The sequence below is a fragment of the Herbiconiux sp. genome (assembly GCF_004297105.1).
Lineage (GTDB): Bacteria > Actinomycetota > Actinomycetes > Actinomycetales > Microbacteriaceae > Herbiconiux.
In genome coordinates this window covers 1-18,220 of sequence record NZ_SCVE01000001.1, presented here as the reverse complement: position 1 = coordinate 18,220, position 18,220 = coordinate 1, and the positions used below count along the sequence as shown (strand labels likewise).

11 protein-coding genes are annotated in these 18,220 nt (G+C 63.8%); 8 read left to right on the top strand and 3 right to left on the bottom strand.

Annotated features, from left to right (window positions below):
- Window positions 1-49 precede the first annotated feature (49 nt).
- The 4 genes from EPO52_RS00055 to EPO52_RS00040 all read left to right on the top strand — a co-directional run bounded on the left by EPO52_RS00055 (window position 50) and on the right by EPO52_RS00040 (window position 9,125).
- Window positions 50-4,111: a LamG-like jellyroll fold domain-containing protein gene (locus tag EPO52_RS00055; RefSeq protein WP_290800373.1), complete on the top strand. Its 4,062-nt coding sequence runs from the start codon at window positions 50-52 to the stop codon at window positions 4,109-4,111.
- A gap of 83 nt (window positions 4,112-4,194) precedes the next feature.
- On the top strand, window positions 4,195-5,241 hold the full coding sequence (locus EPO52_RS00050; RefSeq protein ID WP_290800371.1) for a CPBP family intramembrane glutamic endopeptidase: 1,047 nt from the start codon (window positions 4,195-4,197) through the stop codon (window positions 5,239-5,241).
- A gap of 198 nt (window positions 5,242-5,439) precedes the next feature.
- Window positions 5,440-6,012 carry a hypothetical protein gene (locus EPO52_RS00045; protein WP_290800370.1) on the top strand — a complete coding sequence of 191 codons (573 nt, stop codon included), beginning with the start codon at window positions 5,440-5,442 and terminating at the stop codon, window positions 6,010-6,012.
- 26 nt (window positions 6,013-6,038) lie between these two features.
- A complete protein-coding gene (locus tag EPO52_RS00040; RefSeq protein WP_290800368.1) occupies window positions 6,039-9,125 on the top strand; it encodes a hypothetical protein in 3,087 nt (1,028 codons plus the stop codon).
- A gap of 224 nt (window positions 9,126-9,349) precedes the next feature.
- Here the strand turns inward: EPO52_RS00040 and EPO52_RS00035 are convergent, their stop codons facing one another.
- From EPO52_RS00035 to EPO52_RS00025, 3 genes are all read right to left on the bottom strand, one after another.
- Window positions 9,350-10,810 (bottom strand): HNH endonuclease signature motif containing protein, encoded by a 1,461-nt coding sequence (locus EPO52_RS00035; protein WP_290800366.1) that lies wholly within the window; start codon window positions 10,808-10,810, stop codon window positions 9,350-9,352.
- 33 nt (window positions 10,811-10,843) lie between these two features.
- A complete protein-coding gene (locus EPO52_RS00030; protein ID WP_290800364.1) occupies window positions 10,844-11,029 on the bottom strand; it encodes a hypothetical protein in 186 nt (61 codons plus the stop codon).
- 260 nt (window positions 11,030-11,289) lie between these two features.
- The gene (locus EPO52_RS00025; RefSeq protein WP_290800363.1) at window positions 11,290-11,577 is read right to left on the bottom strand and encodes a hypothetical protein; all 288 of its coding nucleotides are present in this window, start codon (window positions 11,575-11,577) and stop codon (window positions 11,290-11,292) included.
- A gap of 620 nt (window positions 11,578-12,197) precedes the next feature.
- Here EPO52_RS00025 and EPO52_RS00020 point away from each other — a divergent pair.
- The 4 genes from EPO52_RS00020 (at window position 12,198) to EPO52_RS00005 (ending at window position 18,132) form a co-directional block, all read left to right on the top strand.
- On the top strand, window positions 12,198-13,616 hold the full coding sequence (locus EPO52_RS00020; RefSeq protein WP_290800361.1) for a polysaccharide biosynthesis tyrosine autokinase: 1,419 nt from the start codon (window positions 12,198-12,200) through the stop codon (window positions 13,614-13,616).
- A 233-nt stretch (window positions 13,617-13,849) separates the two neighbouring features.
- On the top strand, window positions 13,850-14,584 hold the full coding sequence (locus EPO52_RS00015) for a hypothetical protein (RefSeq protein ID WP_290800359.1): 735 nt from the start codon (window positions 13,850-13,852) through the stop codon (window positions 14,582-14,584).
- A 158-nt stretch (window positions 14,585-14,742) separates the two neighbouring features.
- Window positions 14,743-16,140 carry a sugar transferase gene (locus EPO52_RS00010; protein ID WP_363339002.1) on the top strand — a complete coding sequence of 466 codons (1,398 nt, stop codon included), beginning with the start codon at window positions 14,743-14,745 and terminating at the stop codon, window positions 16,138-16,140.
- Window positions 16,141-16,881: 741 nt separating this feature from the next.
- A complete protein-coding gene (locus tag EPO52_RS00005) occupies window positions 16,882-18,132 on the top strand; it encodes an IS256 family transposase (RefSeq protein ID WP_193591830.1) in 1,251 nt (416 codons plus the stop codon).
- Window positions 18,133-18,220 lie beyond the last annotated feature (88 nt).

Here is an 18,220-nt window from a genome sequence, read left to right as displayed (position 1 = left end):
GGCCGCGGTCTGCTCGACCACCCTCGCCGTTGCCTCTCTCACCGTCGGTGTGACCCCCGCGCTGGCGGCACCGGCCGACCACCTCGTCGCGCACTACGACTTCGACGGCAGCCCGCTCTCATCGTCGGTGCTGACAGACCGCAGCACGCGGGGAAATGACGCCACCATCGTGAACGGCTCAGCCGCGACCGTGGTCGAGGGCCAGGAATCAGGGTCTAGCGCCATCCTGTTTCCGGGCGGCGCACAGAGCTCCAACGGAACCTATGTGGAGCTCCCCCCGAACCTGATCGGTTCCGCCGAGAGCGTCACGGTTTCAGCGACGATCGAGCTCACTGACAACACCTCGGCTTGGCAGTGGCTCTTCGGCATCGGCACCAACACCCAGAGATACCTTTTCACGACCCCCCGCAATGACAGCGGCGTCGTTCGTAGTGCGGTCACCACGAATTACGGCGGTGGCGAGGCGAAGGTCACCGGTTCCGCACCGATCCCATCGGGCAAGTGGTCGACCGTGACTGTCACGCTCGACAGCGAAGCCCACACGCTCACCTCGTATCTCGACGGGGTCGCGATCGGTTCCGCGACGACCGACGTCACAGCGAACGAGCTCGTCGCATCCGGTGCTTCTGGCTCGGGCTACATCGGGAAGTCGTTCTACAACGATCCGCTGTTCGCCGGTGCGATCGACGACTTCGCGGTCTACGACACGGCCCTCACGGCCGACGAAGTGAAGAACATCGTGGGCGGCAGCGTTCCCACCGTCACCGGAGTGCCCCAGTCGTCGTTCGCCCTGACGACGACCGCCGGAACGGCGCCTGCCCTCCCTGCCACGGTTCAGGCGTCGTTCAGCGACGGCTTCGATCGAGCCGTGCCCGCAACCTGGGATGCAGTCGACCCAGCGGCGTACGCCCAGCGAGGCAGCTTCCAGGTCAAGGGAGTGGCCGAGGGCGTCGCCCTCACCGCATCCGTTCGCGTGATCGTCGCGGGTGACCTCACCATCGACCTCGGCACCGACACGGGCCCCTTCCACGGTGGCGCCTCCGGAACTCTCTACGGCCTCTACGGTCCCGGGCTCCCCAGCGACAACTTGATTGAGGGAATGAAGCTGCGCACGGTTGCCACCAAGGCGCAGGATGGGCCCCAGCATCCCGGCGCTGACGCCCTCGAGGTCGTGAAGCCTCTCGCCGACGCGACGAATGGCGACACCTACATCTACATGACCGACATCAACCGCGGCTTCCCCTACGAATGGGAGGGATCCACCCCCGAAGAGAAGCTGTCGGGCTATATGGCCAAGATGGAGACCGAGGTCGATCAGGTTCTCACCCTCGACAAGTCGTACCAGGACAACATCGTGTTCGTTCCCTTCAACGAGCCCGAGGGCAATATGTTCGGAACGGGTGAATGGAGCTATGACGGCACCAATTGGCTCGACGATCCGACGGACTACTTCGCCGCCTGGGATGCCGCATACCGCATGATCAAGCAGAAGATGCCGGATGCCCGCATCGCCGGTCCGAACACGGAGCGGCTGTGGGGCCAGATCCAGGGATTCCTCGAGCACACCGTCGAGGCGGGAACGGTTCCCCAAGTCATGACCTGGCACGAGCTGAGCGACCCGGCCAGCCTGAAGGCCAACGTGCAGGTGTACCGCGGGTGGGAGCAGCGCATCTTCGCCGGCACCGATTACGCGGGAACGCAGCTGCCGATCAACATCGACGAGTATGCCTTCAACTACCACACCTCCGTTCCCGGCCAGATGATCCAGTGGATCGCGGGAATCGAAGACTCGAAGGTCGACGCTGATATCGCTTACTGGAACATCGACGGCAACCTCAGCGACTCCGCCGTGGAATCGAACCGGGGCAACGGCCAGTGGTGGCTCTTGAACGCGTACGGCCAGATGAGTGGCCACACTGTTTCGGTGACGCCTCCCACACCGGGCCAGAGCTACACCCTGCAGGGTGTCTCCACCCTCGACGAGGACGCCAAGCAGGCGCGAGCTCTCTTCGGCGGCACCACAGGCAACGCATATGTCCAGTTCGCCAACGTCGATCCGTCGATCTTCGGCGACACCGTGCACGCCCTCGTGCAGCGCATCGACTGGAGCGGCCAGATCGGCGACAATTCCGGACCGGCGACCGTCGCCGAGCTCGACCTCCCCGTCATCGACGGATCAGTCGGTTTCGACTTCGGCAACTCCTTGCCTGCACTCGATGAGTCGAGCGCGTACCAGGTGATCCTCAGCCCCGGAGCCCACAGCACCGAGCCCCAGGTTTCCCCGACCCTGTGGAAGAACAGTTACGAGGCCGAGAACGCGGCGCACTCGGGAAGCGGCTACTCCGTCAACGGACGAGAGGGATCACCGGCGGACGTCTCGAAGTTCTACACCTCAGGCGGATATGACGTCGGCGGACTCCGCACGGGCTCCGATGTGACACTCGACTTCACCGTCGACGTACCGCAAGACGGTACCTACGACCTGAGCGTCTTCGCCAACTCGCTGAATACCTACGACCTGGTGCAGGAACAGGGTCCGCCGAACATCTTCCTGACCGTCGACGGTACTGCCGAGCAGGAACTCTTCATGCCGCTCGGATACAAGTGGGTGGTGTGGGATCACACGGACACCACGGTTCAACTCAGCGCCGGACAGCACACTCTTCGACTGGCGGCGAGAAGCCTCGATGGAACGAGGAGCACCAAGGGCGACACGATCCTCGACAAGATCGACCTGTCTCTCGCGAACCCCGCAGCTGGAGACCGCATCTACGAGGCGGAGAACGCGACCTTGGGTGGTGGTGCGTCCGCCGACTACAGCCGGGACGGCGCATCGGGAGCGGGAGTTGTGTCGCTCGCGCGGGGCGCCAGCGCCACCTTCTGGGTGTACTCGGCGACTGATGGTGAGTCCACCCTCGCCCTCGACACGTTCGGCGGCGGCACCGCCTCCGTGGCAGTGAACGGCCTCGACTACGGCACCGTGGGCGAGAGTTCGACGCAGTCCGTGTTCCTCGTGGGCGGCATCAACAAGATCACCGTCACCGGTACGGATGGAGCGCTGGCCTTCGACCGGTTGCGTGTCACTCCAGGCGGAGACGACCTCGCGGGAACGAGCTACGAGGCCGAGTCCGCCGTCTTGAGCGGCACCGCCACCGCGTCAGACCTGTCGCTGGCCAGCGGCGGCAAGGCGGTCACCGGAGTCGGCGGCGCTCCCGGCAACGGAAATACGCTGACGTTCCAGAACGTCACCGTCCCCGCCGACGGCACCTACGCGATGACAGTGCGGTTCTCGAATCAGGAGCAGTCGCCGGCATCGCACTACAACCCCGATCCGCTGGCGCGGCCGGCCGACATCTCGGTGAACGGTGCGCCGGCAACCCGAGTCCTGTTCCCACACTCGTTCCACCAGAACGAATTCTGGGACCAGACCGTGTTCGTGCAGTTGAACGCGGGAACGAACTCCGTGCGATTCAGCTCGGAGGAGCAGCCGAACTTCGACGGGACGAGCTACATCTCGGACACGTGGAAAGGTATCCTGCTCCGTTCCGCATACGCGCCGAACATCGACAAGATCACGGTCACGCCCGTGCACCCAGGCACCGCCGCCCCGACGACGGCGTCGATCGAGCTGGGCAATGGCGCGGCGAAAGCCGGCGACCGGCTGGCCGTCAGCGGTGCAGGCTTCGCGGAAGGCGATACCGTCACTTTGACGTTGCACAGCGACCCGATCGAGGTGGGAACCGCCACGGTCGCGGCCGACGGGACATTCGAGACGACCATCACGATTCCGGCGGACACCGTCGCCGGCGCTCACCGCATCGTCGCTACTGCGAGCCCGTCGGGTCGCAGCGCGGAGGCGGCGATCACCGTGACTGCCGCCGGCGGTGGAGGGGGCACGACGGGAGGTGGCACATCGGGAGGTGACGCCACGGGTGGTTCCGGCCCCGCGCCGTCGTCGATCGCGGGATCGGCCCAGGGGTCCGCGTCGTCGGCCGCGGATCTCGCTCACACGGGAGCGGCAGTTGCCCCTTGGGTGGCTTTGGCCCTGCTGCTGTTCGGAATCGGCGGTCTGCTGATGCTGCACCGCCGCCGTGCGATCCGCCGAGGGTGAGCACGCGCTCCTAGCATCCCTGACGGTAGGCCGGCCCGCTCTCGTGCGAGCCGGCCTACTCGTGAGCCACGTGGTGACTATGGATGCGTCGTGACACGCTGGGGCGGTCGAGCACCGCAGAAGCGCAGTCACCCCGAGCGCGTTTCCTGCTGTTCACCTTCGGCCACTACGTTCACGCTCGGCTGGGGGCGACATGCGCGAAGAGAACCGGGGGCGGTAGCGCCGTGGTGCCCGAATACGCCGAGTTCCTCTTCGCCTACCTCCTGATCGTCGTGTCGATCGTCCCGGTGACCTGGGTGCGGCTGCGCCCCGGTATGTCGCTCGCCCGCCGCCAAGTCACGATCGTGGCGGGCATCGCTCTGCGGATAGCCGGCTTTCTCGCGTCGTTCCTCGTGATCCTTCGGCTGGCGGGCGACCAGATCGAGCCGATGCTCGCGAAGGCGGGTGACTGGCCTTCCGTGGCCTGGGGGCGCCAGGCGCTCGCCACCGGGGGATTGCCGCTCACCGCACTCGTCGCGGCCGGGCTCGTGCTGGCTGCGGCGAAAGCTGTTCTGCTCTGGCGCCGCACGGTGCGCAAGTCGGAACACCTCGGCTTCGTGGTCTGGCACTACACGCGGTCGGCGACCACCCCGATCACCGAGTTCTTCCGTCCCCCCGAGACGGCACGCACCGCTCATCTGCCCCGATCTGTCGCGGAACTGTTCACCCGGGGTGTGCTCGGTTCGATCGTGGTGGGTATCACCGAAGAGCTGATGTTCCGTGTCGGCATCCCGGCGTTGCTTCTGCAGACCAGCGGGAACCTCTGGGTGAGCGTGATCTTCTCGCTGGCCATGTTCGCCGTGCTGCACGGCTACCAGGGGTGGGTAGGCGTCGCGAGCGCCGGCCTGTCCGGCGTGGCGTACACGTACGTCTACTTCGTAACCGGCGACATCGTTCTGCCGATAGTCCTGCATGCGCTCAACAACGCCTATGTGCTCGCGGTACTGCCGGTGGTGAGCTGGCAAGCCTCCCGACGTGAGTTCGACCGGCGGATGCGGGCAGCTGCAGAGCGACCCGAGATCGGTGCACCCGCTGAACCTCCGCACTACCCCGGATCGGCCCAGCCGCGCGCCGAGCGAGACCACCGCTGAACTGCGGGCGCACTGAGCTCGGCGCTGAGGTGCCCATCTACTCAGTGCGCTCGGCTCCTGCGGCGCAGTGAGTAGAACTACTCAGGCCCCGCCGGGCCGCGGCCGCCCGCTGCTACTATCCTCCACGTTCGCAACACACGGGGGAATTGTATGTTCAAGGGGAAATTGCGTCGCTTCGGCCTGATCGTATGGGCGGGGGTGGCTGCGACTGTGATCGTCGCACTGCCCTCGCCCGCCTTCGCCGATGACGGCACGTTCGCGCTCGAGGCGCCAGCCGGTGCCTCGAGCGCGTGGATCGAGTTCGAGCAAGCTGGTCTGGCGCCAGAATCCCTGGTGGTGAGGGCCCGTATCGACGATTCTCCCTGGCGCGCACTCACGCTTACTCAGACGACCTTCGGTCTGCACGCAGCCCTGCCGATCGAAGAGGGCCGCCTCCAAGTGACCGTGGTGTCCGCCCCCGGAGGCTCGGCGAGTTCGCCCGACGCTGCAATCACCGTGCTGGATGCGGCCGACAACGTTCTGGCGAGCTCCAGTGTGCGGCTCCGCGTACCGGCGGCCTCACCCGCAGGCGGCTCAAGCCCGCAACCCGCTGAAGTGGTTCCTCCTGCGGCCCGCGCCGCCGGCGACGTGCCCGGCTCCTCCCGGTCCGGCTGGCTGGCCGCGACAGGCGGTCCGCAGGCCTGGGGCGCCCTGCTCGCCACGGCCGGTATGGTCGTCGCCGGGATCATCGTCTTGGTCTCGCGCGCCCGACGCAGCACGATCGGAGCCTGACGATGCGAGGAGTATTCGCTAGCGCCGTGGCCGTCGTCGTCGCCTCAGCGATCGTGCTCACGTCCGTCACGGCGGCAGCCGCCGACACGGCGCAGACACCGGAGATCCCCGAGGTCACCGTGGCGGGAAGCATCAGCTACCGGGTGGCCGATCCCGCGACGGTGCCCGTGGTGGAGTCCGAGATCGGGCGAGGCGCCGCGCTCTCGACAGCACCCGGTTCGGCGATTCCGCTCGGCGAAGCCGTTGATGGCTTCTCGTCGGCCCTCGTGCGTGTCTCGGCGCTGAAGCCGGGCACCGACACCACATTGTTCCGATCGGGTGGCGCCCCGGCGTTGCAGGTCTCGGCACAGAGGGTGGCATCGACCGCTCTGCTGTTGCCGGTCCATGACGGCGCCGTGCAGCTGTGGGCGAGCGCGCCAGTGAACGTTCGGGTCGAGGTGCTTGCCGTCTTCCAATCGAACCCGAGCCAGCCCGGTTCGATGATCGCGCTCGACGAGCCGGTGCTCCGCGCCGACACGGCGACAGGACTCGCCGCGAGTGCAATCGGTGCGGCCGCCGTGCCGATCAACGTGGTGGGTCTCGGAGGGGTGCCGAGCACCCAGGTGCGCGCGGTCTTCGCGACGATGGTCGTGACCTCGGACCGCGCCACCACCATCACGACCGGCGGCCAACGTCTTCCTGTTGGTGCGGGCCGCACCATCATGACGACGATCCTCCCGCTCGATGAGAACGGCGCCGTGGGTGTGAGCTCGAGCGCCTCGCAGGCGCAGCTGCAGGTGTACGTGTCGGGATGGATCCCGGATGAACCCGCCCAGGCATCGCAGGTCAATCTGCCGGGCAGCTTCGTCGTCACAGCAGATGCGACCGACGGCGCGGTCGCCGACGTCCGCGAGGGCAGTCCGGAGCCAGCCCTCATCTCGCGGAACGCGGATGCGGAGTACTCGATCGGCCTCGTCGCAGCGACGGATGCGTCGGAGACGACGTTCCTCGACCTCGGCGAAGCCTACGCGGGCCGCGGTCGGGGCGCCGTCGTCGACGCGGCGGCCGGTGCAGTGCCACAGCTGGTCGTCACGAAGGCGCAGAACTCCGACGACGTGCTGACACTCCGACGTGGCGAGGCTTCCGTGTGGTGGGCGCCGGTCGGCGACATCCTCGGTGAGGAACAGAGTCGCCCGGCCGACCAGAAGCCGACGATCTCAGTCGACTCGCACGAAGACGGCCGCGACATCGACCTGGGCGCGCACGGGTACTTCACCCTGTCGGGCGGCCTCACCACTCCCGGATCGGCCATCGACCGCGTCGAGGTCTCCGGCCCCGAGGGTCTGATCGGCACTGCGGATGTGCGCACCGACCAAGACGGGACGCACTGGGAGTTCGATGCCGCAGCACCCGTCGACGGCAGCTTCGTCTACACGGCGACGGTCTACGACCGAGCAGGTCACAGTGCCAGCGATGACGTCACCATCGACGTGGCGGCGGTGGACCCTGACGACACCGTGACTTCACCCGAGACCTACGTGTTCAACGAGAAGTCTGATCAGCAGTGGCTGCACAAGGTGAGCGACACCGAGTTCGCCGTCGACGTCGAGCCGGAGTTCGGCCCGGGCGACGTGCTCGTCGGTGCCGCGAGCGAAGCCACCCCCGACGGCGCACTGGTCAAAGTGGTCGCGATCGATCGTGTCGGGGCGGCCTGGCGCGTGCGTGTCGAGCAGGCTTCTCTTCAAGATGCCTTCTTCCAGGTCGATCTCGACGAGGTCGAGCAGCTGGACGATCCCGCGAAGATGTCGGCAGACGACGACCCCGCCGATGTGCCGGCGCCCACGGATGAGTCAGGCCAACCGATCTCGTATCCCGAGGTCGACTACCTCGAGGGCGACGGCGAGCGTGGCTGGGTCGTACCCGAAGACGAGGTCGACCTGACTGATGTGCCGCCGAGCCCTTCGTTCGGCGAAGAATCGAGCGAAGAGTCGACAGAAGGATCGCCCACAGCCGAGCCCGCCGCGTTCGTCAGAGCCGGCGAGTCGGTCAGCGCGTCGATGGGATTCCAGGCGAATCTCCTCGTCGAGTGGAAGGACAAATTCGGTACACCGACGATACAGGAGGTCTCGAAGTCGGCCGGGTCGCCGGAGGAATCGAAGAAGGTGCTCGAGAGCAAGTTCAGCGAGAGCGTCGAGAAGGAGAGCGCCGCGGTCGCCCTGGCGCTCAAGGGGCAGCTCGCCGCCGATCTGACCTTCGTCCTCAAGTCCCATTTCACCTGGAAGTGGGGTTTCAACCCGGTGCAGCTCGTGCTCGATGAGATCACGCTCAAGCTCGTCGTGACGGCGAAGGTCGCCGCGCAGGTCAGGTTCTCGATCTCCACCAAGAAGGAGTCGACGACGTGGAACCCCCTCGCCTCGTACTCCCTCCCCACCACCACGTTCGCGGCCGGGCCCGTGCCCGTGGTCATCACGAACTCCCTGGTGCTGGCCTTGAAGAGCAGCTACGGTCTCGAAGCCAAGCTCAGCCTTCCCGAGCTGTCGCACAAGAGGGTCTACACCTACGGCTTCACGTACACGCCGAGTACCGGCTACGAGACGCTCAGCAAGGATCCGGTGAGCACCACGGGCTGGGGGCCTTTCGACGGGCTGGCCGGAACGGACTTCTCGGCCACCGGGAGCTTCTCGTTCGGACCGGAAATATCGGAGACGTCAAAGCTCTACGGCATCGCGGGGCCCGAGATCACCCTGAGCGGTCAGGTGAAGGTCGACCTCACGGCGGGCGTGGAGAAGGCCCCGCCGAAGGGCGATGTGCCTGCCCACTGGCGCGCATATTTCCAGTACAAGCTGGCGCTGGTCGCCGAGCTGGCGGGCAAGGTCAAGATCGAGATCTGGGGCAAGAACCTCGGCAATGCGAAGCTCTTCACGTTCAAGACCGAGGCCCCTCTGCTGGCGGGCAAATGGACGACCGACGATCTCGAAAAGAAGCCCACGACCGCCGCAGGAGCGGGAACGTCATCCCTCTCTCCTCCGGGCCAGGGCGGCAGGGCGCCGGATCCGACCCCCGACTACCTGCTCGCGGCAGCGGTACCTACACCGGCCCCGCGATCGTGGGGGCGCCTTGACCTCGTCGTCTAAGCGAGCGCAACGAACCGGCGACATCGCGATGAGGAGGTCCGCTCCGTTCGTGCGCGCGGAACTATCGAAGCTGGATATGTGGCCAGGCAGTCCCCGCTTCCCGAGTCAGAGCGCGTCTCCGGGATGGCAGGCAGGCAACGATCTGCACGAGCGCATCGTGCTCTTGGCGGCTGTGCGCCGCCGCTCAGTCGATGGGCGTCCCGTCTCCGAGAAGGGCGGCCGATTCACGCTGCGGTCTCCCCGGATGGGGGCGCAGCTTGCCGCTGGCTCAACCAAGGGCGATGTTCGGATGGCGGAGGCGTAGGGAAGGAGCCCGGCGAAAGACCGACGCCGGTTCGACGTTTCGTTGTAGGGATCGGGGTTCGGGTTGGGTCTCTGAAGCTCGGCGGGATGAGGTGCGGTACCCTGTCGATCATTGTGATCTTCCAACTCCACTTGTGAAGACGGGCGTGATGGAACCGACACAGGAGAACGCCGTTGTCGATGTCCGTTCGACCGGGCGCGTACTCCGGCGACTGCCAGGGTATGACGTGGTGGGCTTCGCAGGCCGAAACCGGAGCGTCACAACCGGGCGTGATACAGCCACCGTCCCGTGCCGCCAAGGCTTTCAGTTGCGAAGAGCTGAAGAGCCGCTTGGTTTTGGCGAGGTGGAGCACCTTGCCGTTATCGCCTAGCACCGTGGCAACGATGGGTGAGTTGCAGCGCAGCTGCTCGACGACGGAGGGAGCGAGCGGCTCGACGATGCCGTCGACCCAGCCGACTCCATGCCCGGCTTTGAGCTCCGCGAGGGAGACGTGAACAGTGACGGTGGTCGTGGCGCCGGCGAGCTTCGGCATCTCGGGCGCGCCGGCGGCGCGGGCGATGAGTTCGGTGACGGCATCTGCCATCTTCTGGGGCGAGGTGCGCTCGTCAGCGAGTGCCTCTTCGTCCGAACGCTCTTGGTCGCTCACGAATCGGGGGCCGGTACGAGGGCTGATGATGGCACGCGCGGCACTCACCCACATGGCAGCCTGCTCGGGAGTGAGTAGGCCGGCGACCCGGTACATTCCATCAGCGGTGTGGGAGATGCTGAGGGAGCGTCGTCGCTCCTGCGTCTCGCGCCGAGGTTCTCCACCGTCTGGATCCACCTGATGCCGAAGGCGTGTGCCCACCACAACGACCGTGTCGGCTGTTGACGTAGCGAGTTGTGCGAATTCGGTAAGCACCTTCTCCGCATCCATGAGGCTGTCGTGTGCGACACCTCGGCTTCGCAGCTCGGAGCACATCTTCGTGATCGTTGCCGCGGACTCGACCGAAATTGCACCGGAGGCGAGCGCTTCGGAGACGAGAGGGAACGGCTCGGCTCCCGGTATGCCGCCGAGCTGCTCCGCGCGACGGAGTCGAAGCCCGAGCGCGAGTCGCTTGTTGGCTTCGCTCGTGGACACCCCAGTGACGGCCGAGAGGAGGTTCGCAGGCGTCTTGCAGTTCTCGGACCGGCTGAGCCCCTCCTCACCGAGTTCTTTGCGCGACTGAAAGGCGAGCTCTCCTGCGAACCGCACGCGCCCCGAATCAAGTAGACGCCCGAGATGCTCGATCATCGCCCCGTGGGCGAGGAACGCCTCACGGTCCAGCCCTTCCACAGGCGCGCTGAGGAATTGGACGAGGCCATCTTTGACCTCATCGAACCCGAGCGCGGATTTTTCCATGTCTAAATTCGATCAGGAGCCACTGACATTCACTCATTTATCCGAATCGAGCAGCGCTTGCTCTCGAATCCAGATCTCATCGGCGCAATCGTCGGAGCATGCCTTGAACCCGTAGATCATCTCGTCGCGGGGCACCCGGATGCCGCACTGCCGACACCGCTTCAGCCGATTCGGCAGGCGGTCACCTATGTCAACGACCTTCAAATGTGAGGATTCCATGCTTAAATTCTACGCGGTGCAATTGCACCAAGGCAAGCATTGGATGACATTAATTCAGTAAATGAGTGCCACACTGTCACTGTGCCAAATCAACCAAAGACACCGATGCATGGCTTTCGAATCCCTGCGTCTCTCTACAAGGCGGCTCTGACCAAAGCGCAGAGCGAAGGCCGCACACTCAGCGACGTGGTGCGGACAGCTCTCGTTCACTACCTTGACTTGCCTGGCCCGTCCGCCGACCGGTCCAATTGAAGGCTTACCTACCCAAGCGCATGCCCAAGAGTGCGCTCGGGGCTCGAGGTGCAGATGGCATCGGCAGCAATTCCTGCCATCCTGCCCTTGTAGGGAGAGTTCTGTTGTGCAGCGATCTGCTCGGCGCTCTCCCGTCGAGACTGCTGTTCATGGGTAAGGTAGTCGCGGCAGGTGGTGGATGCGGAGATAGGTAGCATCGCGCACCCGCACAAGATGCATCCGCAGGTGGCGGCCATGAGCGTGATCGCAGCGTACTTTGCCTTTTGAATCGGCATCGGGGCTTTCTGAATCGGCATCGGGCTCCTTGGCGGGTCTATCGCGACCCGCTGGCAGCGAAAATACTCCACACGCCGAGCCGAATTGGAGACCCCATTTCGGGTGCCTCCGCTATCCCCCCAGGTAGCGACGAAGAATGACCTCCACGGTGCGAAACCGATGCCGCACTCGAACCATCGTGACTCCTTCACCTCGAAGTCGCTCGGCACTCTCGCGAGTGAGGCGTTCGTCACTCGGTGAATCGCGCCACCCGCCGGCACCGGCATACAGGCCGACGATCTTCGGCCGCGCCTTTGACCCGAACTTATGGGCCGCATAGCTGGTGACGGTATCGATCACGAGATCCCTTCCGGTCGGCTGGACCGGAAGGGAGAAGACGATTCATTGTCTCCGGCCCAGCATCCGTTCTTGCTGGGGGGCAAACCCAACAGCGACTATTCGATCAACGCTAGATATCGTTCATCGCCAGGGCCATCCCCAGTAGGAGGGTGAGGCCGCGGTTCACGTCGCTCTCGGTGGAATTACGCAGGCAGATTTTGCCTGCCCGAAACGTGAGCAGCCTGATCGGCCTGATCGTCTATGAGACCATTGTCACGCAGCGGTGGCTGATCGACGCCACCATGGGGAGAGGGTGTACTGCGTGGAGCTTCGAGACTACCTGCGGGTTCTTCGCAAAGGTTGGGTCTACATCGTTGCGTTGACGCTGTTGGGCATCGCAGTGGCGGCAACCTTCTCGATCCTGAAGACCCCGGAGTATCAAGCCACGTCAAAGGTCTTCGTCTCGATCCAGTCGGCCGGGTCCATTTCTGACTTGACGCAGGGCGGAAACTTCGCCCAGAACCAGGTGAAGTCTTATGCCGATATCGTGACCACTCCAGTCGTGCTTCAGCCGGTCATTGCCTCGCTAGGCCTGGATGTCGATGTCAACCAGTTGGCAAAGCAGGTCACCGCTACGTCGCCGCTAGATACAGTCATCGTTGAGATTTCGGTCACCGACACCAGCCCCCGCCAAGCCGCCGAGATCGCGAACGCGGTCGCGTCCAGCTTTGAGAGCACGGTTTCGGCACTGGTCCCAGAGAACGCCGAGGGCGTGACGCCCGTCAAGATCACCCTGCTTCAGCAAGCCGTAGTTCCTGGGGCACCTTCTTCCCCGAATGTTCCGCTCAACATCGCTCTGGGCGCCCTTGTCGGTCTCGTCATCGGTCTCGGTCTTGCGGTTCTGCGAGAGACACTCGACACAAGGATCCGAAACGAGCAGGATGTCGAGCACATCACTGACGCGCCAATCATCGGTGGTATCGCCTTCGACTCCGGCACCCCAGAGAACCCTCTAGTTGTGAAAGACGATCCACGCAGCCCCCGCGCAGAGTCCTTTCGCACCTTGAGAACGAATCTGCAGTTCCTCAACGTGGGAGAGACGGCACGAAGCTTCGTGGTGACGTCTTCCGTCCCCGGTGAAGGTAAGAGCACTTCGGCAGCGAACCTTGCGATCGCAATCGCGCTGGCAGGCAAGAAAGTCATCATCATCGATGCCGACCTGCGCAAGCCCAAGCTCGCAGAGTATCTCGGTCTTGAGGGAGGCGCTGGCCTGACGGACATCCTCGTCGGGCGAGCACAGCCCAATGACGTCATCCAGCGGTGGGGCGATACCAACCTCTACGTTCTTCCCGCCGGAAAGGTGCCGCCGAACCCGAGTGAGTTGCTCGGCTCCGCGGCGATGGTGTCGCTCATCAGAGGGCTCGAGAATTCTTTCGACACGGTTCTCTTCGACGCACCCCCTCTGCTCCCAGTTACTGACGCCGCGATCCTCGCCAAGAACACATCCGGCGCTCTCCTCATGGTGGCGGCCGGACGGGCGCACAAGAATCAAGTTCGTGGAGCGGTCACTGCCGTCATGAATGTGGGTGCACGCGTCACGGGGGTCATCATGACGATGATGCCCACGAAGGGCCCTGACTCCTATGGCTATGCCCGATATGGCTACGGGTACGGCTACGGGTATGGCTATGACCAGGCAGACACAGAGCCGGGTTCGAAAAAGAAGAAGTCGAAACGGTAGTGGCCCGCTCGCATGGTAGGTCTGATCGAGGTGGGCTCGTCTCGCTTCTGGTCATCGGGGTTCTCGCCGTCCTGGCTGCACTCCTTGTGATCTATGCCCTGCGTGCGCCTTACATCGAGAACGAGGGAGAGTTGCCCGGGCCTGCCCCGACCTGGAGCCCAGTGCGCACTCCGGCATCGACGGCCAGCGCGACTTCGACGCCGACTCCTCGCTCGTCGTCGAGTCCACAGCTGTTGACAACGTTCGATGGCAACGCCGTTGTGCGCTCCACTCGCGGAACGTGCTCGACCTCCGAGGCAGGCACTCCGCCTGCCTCGGAGGTCAGTCGAGACGGCGGGGCTGTGTGGGAGCCGATATCGTTCGGCTCCGTCGACGTGCGGGAAATACTGTCGCTCGAGTACGTGACTGACTCGCAAATCGACCTGATCGCGAGAACGGGCCCGACCTGCGTAGTCACGATGGTGACGTCGTTTACTGGTGGCGAGTTCTGGGCCTCGTATCCCGACCGCACCTCGGAGTCGGTGTTCGCCGATCCGGACGCCGCCGGCGCCATCAAGGTCTACGGCGTCGAGACAGAACAGCCTTGCTCCGATCTTGTGGAGGTTAAGGGATTCAATGGTGGCGCGGTCGCGCTCTGCAGCGACGGCATTCACGTCTACTCGGTGGCGGAGCCCGGATGGCAGACAGTTACTGCTTCCCCAGAGTCTGCAATCGCGGTCGCAGCTGACGGATCCCAGGTGATGACCGCCGCCGACGGGGGGACATCGTGCGACGGCCTCCGCATTCAAAGCATCGGTCTCGAGGCCGCTCCTTACGAATCGGAGAACCTTGCCTGCATTTCTCGCGGGATCGCGCTATCAGACGCTACTCTGGCGCTCACGGGAACGAAGGCGATCTTGTGGTCGTCTGCGACAGTGTTGACCTCGCCCGACCAGGGCGTCACGTGGGCGTCTGTTCTCGAGAATTGACGATTGATAGAACATTTCTGCTGCCTGAACGATGAAGTTCAATATTCTGGGTTCACGTTGGGGGAACGATGGTCAGTGACATGGCGAGGGTAGCCGAGGTGTCGTCGACCTCGGTGCACGGGGTGAATTGGCGAAAGCAGTTCGCTCACAGGCTTTTCGTGACCGATGTGCTCGTGTTGATTTGGGTCGTCTTCGGAGTGCAGATCGCCTGGTTCGGGTTCGACTCAGCTGATGTCACCATTCGAGACCGATTCTCGCAACTCGGTGTGAGCTACACGGCGGTCTCGTTGTTTATCCTTATCGCGTGGCTGGTCATGCTATCCGTCTATGGCACACGAGAATCCCGAGTGATTGGCACAGGAACCCAGGAGTACCGACTCATCGCAGATGGCTCAGTACGCCTATTCGGCCTGGTCGCGATTGCTGCGTATTTGCTTAAGTTCGATCTCGCGCGCGGGTATGTTCTCATCGCATTTCCGCTTGGACTAGTCGTACTCGTCTTCTCTCGCTGGATGTGGCGACAGTGGCTGGGTGCCAAGAGATCGAGGGGAGAGTATTCGTCGCGTGTGCTCCTGCTCGGCTCTGAGGCCTCTGTGACGGCCATCGCCGCGGAGTTCAGCCGTCGGCAGGAGGCCGGCTATTTCGTGGTTGGGGCCTGTGTTCCCACGAACCTGGTGGCAGCTAATCTTCCTGGCACGGAGATTCCAATCTTCGGCAATCTTGACAAGATCAAAGAAGCGCTCGAGGCGTCGGGGGCAGACACGCTTGTAATCACCTCGGCCGATGAGCTGCCTCCTGAGCGCGTTCGGGAGATTAGCTGGAATCTAGAGCCCGGCAGGCAGCACCTCGTCGTGGCGCCGAGTTTGGTCGACATCGGTGGACCCCGAATCCACACCCGGCCGGTCGCTGGATTACCTCTGATCCATGTCGAGACTCCTCGGTACGAGGGCGGAAAGCGCTTCGCAAAGCGTTCCTTCGACGTCGTTGCTTCCGGTTTCGGAATCCTGCTGCTATCGCCGGTGCTCTTGCTCATCGCGATGATGGTGCGACTCAGCACACCGGGTCCCGTGCTCTTTAGGCAGGACCGGGTCGGCTACAACGGCACCTCGTTCCAAATGCTCAAGTTTCGTTCGATGGTTGTCGATGCCGAAGCGCGACTGGCGTCGATCTCGAGCGATTCCCGCGATAGAGGCAACGAGATCCTTTTCAAGATGAAGGACGATCCCCGCATCACGCCTATCGGCAAGTTTCTGCGCCGCTATAGTCTCGATGAGCTCCCGCAGCTTTTCAACGTCTTTGGGGGCTCGATGTCGCTGGTCGGCCCTCGCCCACCGCTAAGGCGGGAGGTCGACCTCTATGAGACACACGTTCATCGCCGCTTCTTGGTGAAGCCGGGCATAACCGGTCTCTGGCAGGTCAGTGGCCGCTCTAACCTCTCGTGGGGTGACACTGTTCGCCTTGACCTCTATTACGTTGAGAACTGGTCGCTCACCGGCGATATCGTGATCCTCTGGAGGACGGCGCGCGCTGTTTTCGGCAGCGACGGGGCTTACTGAAAGTAAGCGAATCTCTGCACCGCGGGAACACGTGGTCTTGCTGCACGCCAACGCGGAAGTCGCAAAGGACAGGGCCACAACTGACGTCGCCAATTGGCGCCATTCCCTCTGATCTTGATCGCTAATCGTGTGAGCTCTATTCGACCGCGCGCTCTGGGGCGCTCCAATTCCTGGCTTTGGGGCGAGCTACGCGCATCGCAAGCTTCCGCCCTACCTTGATCAGCGGACCTTCGACGAGCCGGCCGAGAACCTCGGCCACAAGTAAGGAAATTCCTACGAGTAACGCGAGCCTGATGACCGAGAGTGCCACCGATGATTGACCAGGGGCTATGACCCTATCGATAGCGTCAAGTACGAATGGGTGAAACAGGTATATGGCGTATGCCCTAGTACCGAAGTATGCAACCGGCGGGAGGGAGAGCGCTCGAGGAAGCCATGTGCGTGAGGAGAGCAGCCCCGGTAGGGCTGCGAGCGCTGCCAAGGAAAACAGGACGTGCGAATAATCCGACACTTCAGAGATGGGCAGAATATTGTCACTTAGCAGCGCGATCACCATCAGGAGACTCGACAAAATAGCTGGCGCTGGTTTTGCCAGGAATGCATAGATGGCGAAGGTGCTTTTTGCGTTAGCAGTAGTGCCCCGTAGAGTGGTGTAACGATCCCGGCCAGTAAACGTCAGCGTGGCCACCGGGATCTTCCTTCGAGGAAACTCTCACATCCCACTCGAAAGGCGTCACACCGATGACCACTCCCTCTATTGTCGACCCTGCCACCGTCCTCACCAACGCGCTGGGCGACGCATCACCGGATCTGATGCGCACCCTGCTGCAAACCATGATCAACACCCTCCTCTCAGCCGAAGCAGATGCGATCTGCGGCGCCGAGTACGGGAAGCCCTCTGCTGACCGAGTGAATTCCCGCAACGGATACCGCACCCGTGAACTCGATACGCGTGTCGGAACCATAGACGTCGCGATCCCGAAGCTCCGCTCCGGCACGTACTTCCCCGAGTGGCTCCTCGAACGTCGCAAACGCTCAGAAGCGGCGATGATCACCGTCGTCGCTGACGCCTACCTCGCTGGCGTCTCAACGAGGCGGATGGACAAACTCGTGAAGACCCTTGGCATCCATTCCCTGTCGAAGTCGCAGGTCTCCCGAATGGCCGCCGATATGGACGAGCATGTGCGTGAGTTTCGCACGAGGCCGTTAGGTGAGGCCGGCCCGTTCACGTTCGTCGCGTGCGACGCACTCACGATGAAAGTGCGTGAGGGCGGGCGGGTGATCAACACCATGGTGCTCGTCGCGACCGGGGTGAACGCTGACGGGCATCGGGAAGTCCTGGGCATGCAAGTGGCGACCGCGGAGACCACGATGGCGTGGAACGGGTTCTTCGCAGACCTTGTCGCGCGCGGCCTCACCGGGGTGAAACTCATCACCTCTGACGCGCACGCTGGCCTCGTTGAAGCGATGCGCGCGAACTTCCCTGGGACGTCGTGGCAACGGTGTCGCACGCACTACGCTGCGAACCTGATGTCAGTGACCCCGAAGAGCATGTGGCCGGCGGTGAAAGCGATGCTGCATTCCGTGTACGACCAACCCGACCAGAAAAGTGTTGAGGCCCAATTCGACCGGCTCCTGGACTACGTCGAGGACAAACTCCCCGAAGTGCACGACCACCTCGATGCTGCCCGGGCTGACATTCTCGCGTTCACCACGTTCCCGAAAGATGTGTGGCAGCAGATCTGGTCGAATAACCCGAACGAGCGCCTGAACCGTGAGATCCGCCGCAGGACCGATGTGGTGGGGATCTTCCCGAACCGGGCCGCGATCACCCGCCTCGTCGGGGCCGTTCTTGCGGAGCAGTCTGACGAATGGGCCGAGGGTCGTCGTTACCTCGGTCTTGACGTTCTCGCGAGGTGCCGCCTCACGCTCGTGGGTACCGACACTATCGGCCAGCACCATGAGCTCCCCGAGCTCGGGGCCGCAGCATGAGCGCCCCCACTCCTGGGCTGTACTCCGACACCGTGAGTGAGCTCGTCGCGAGCATCTGCAATCACAACGAAAACTAGCCCCCACATCC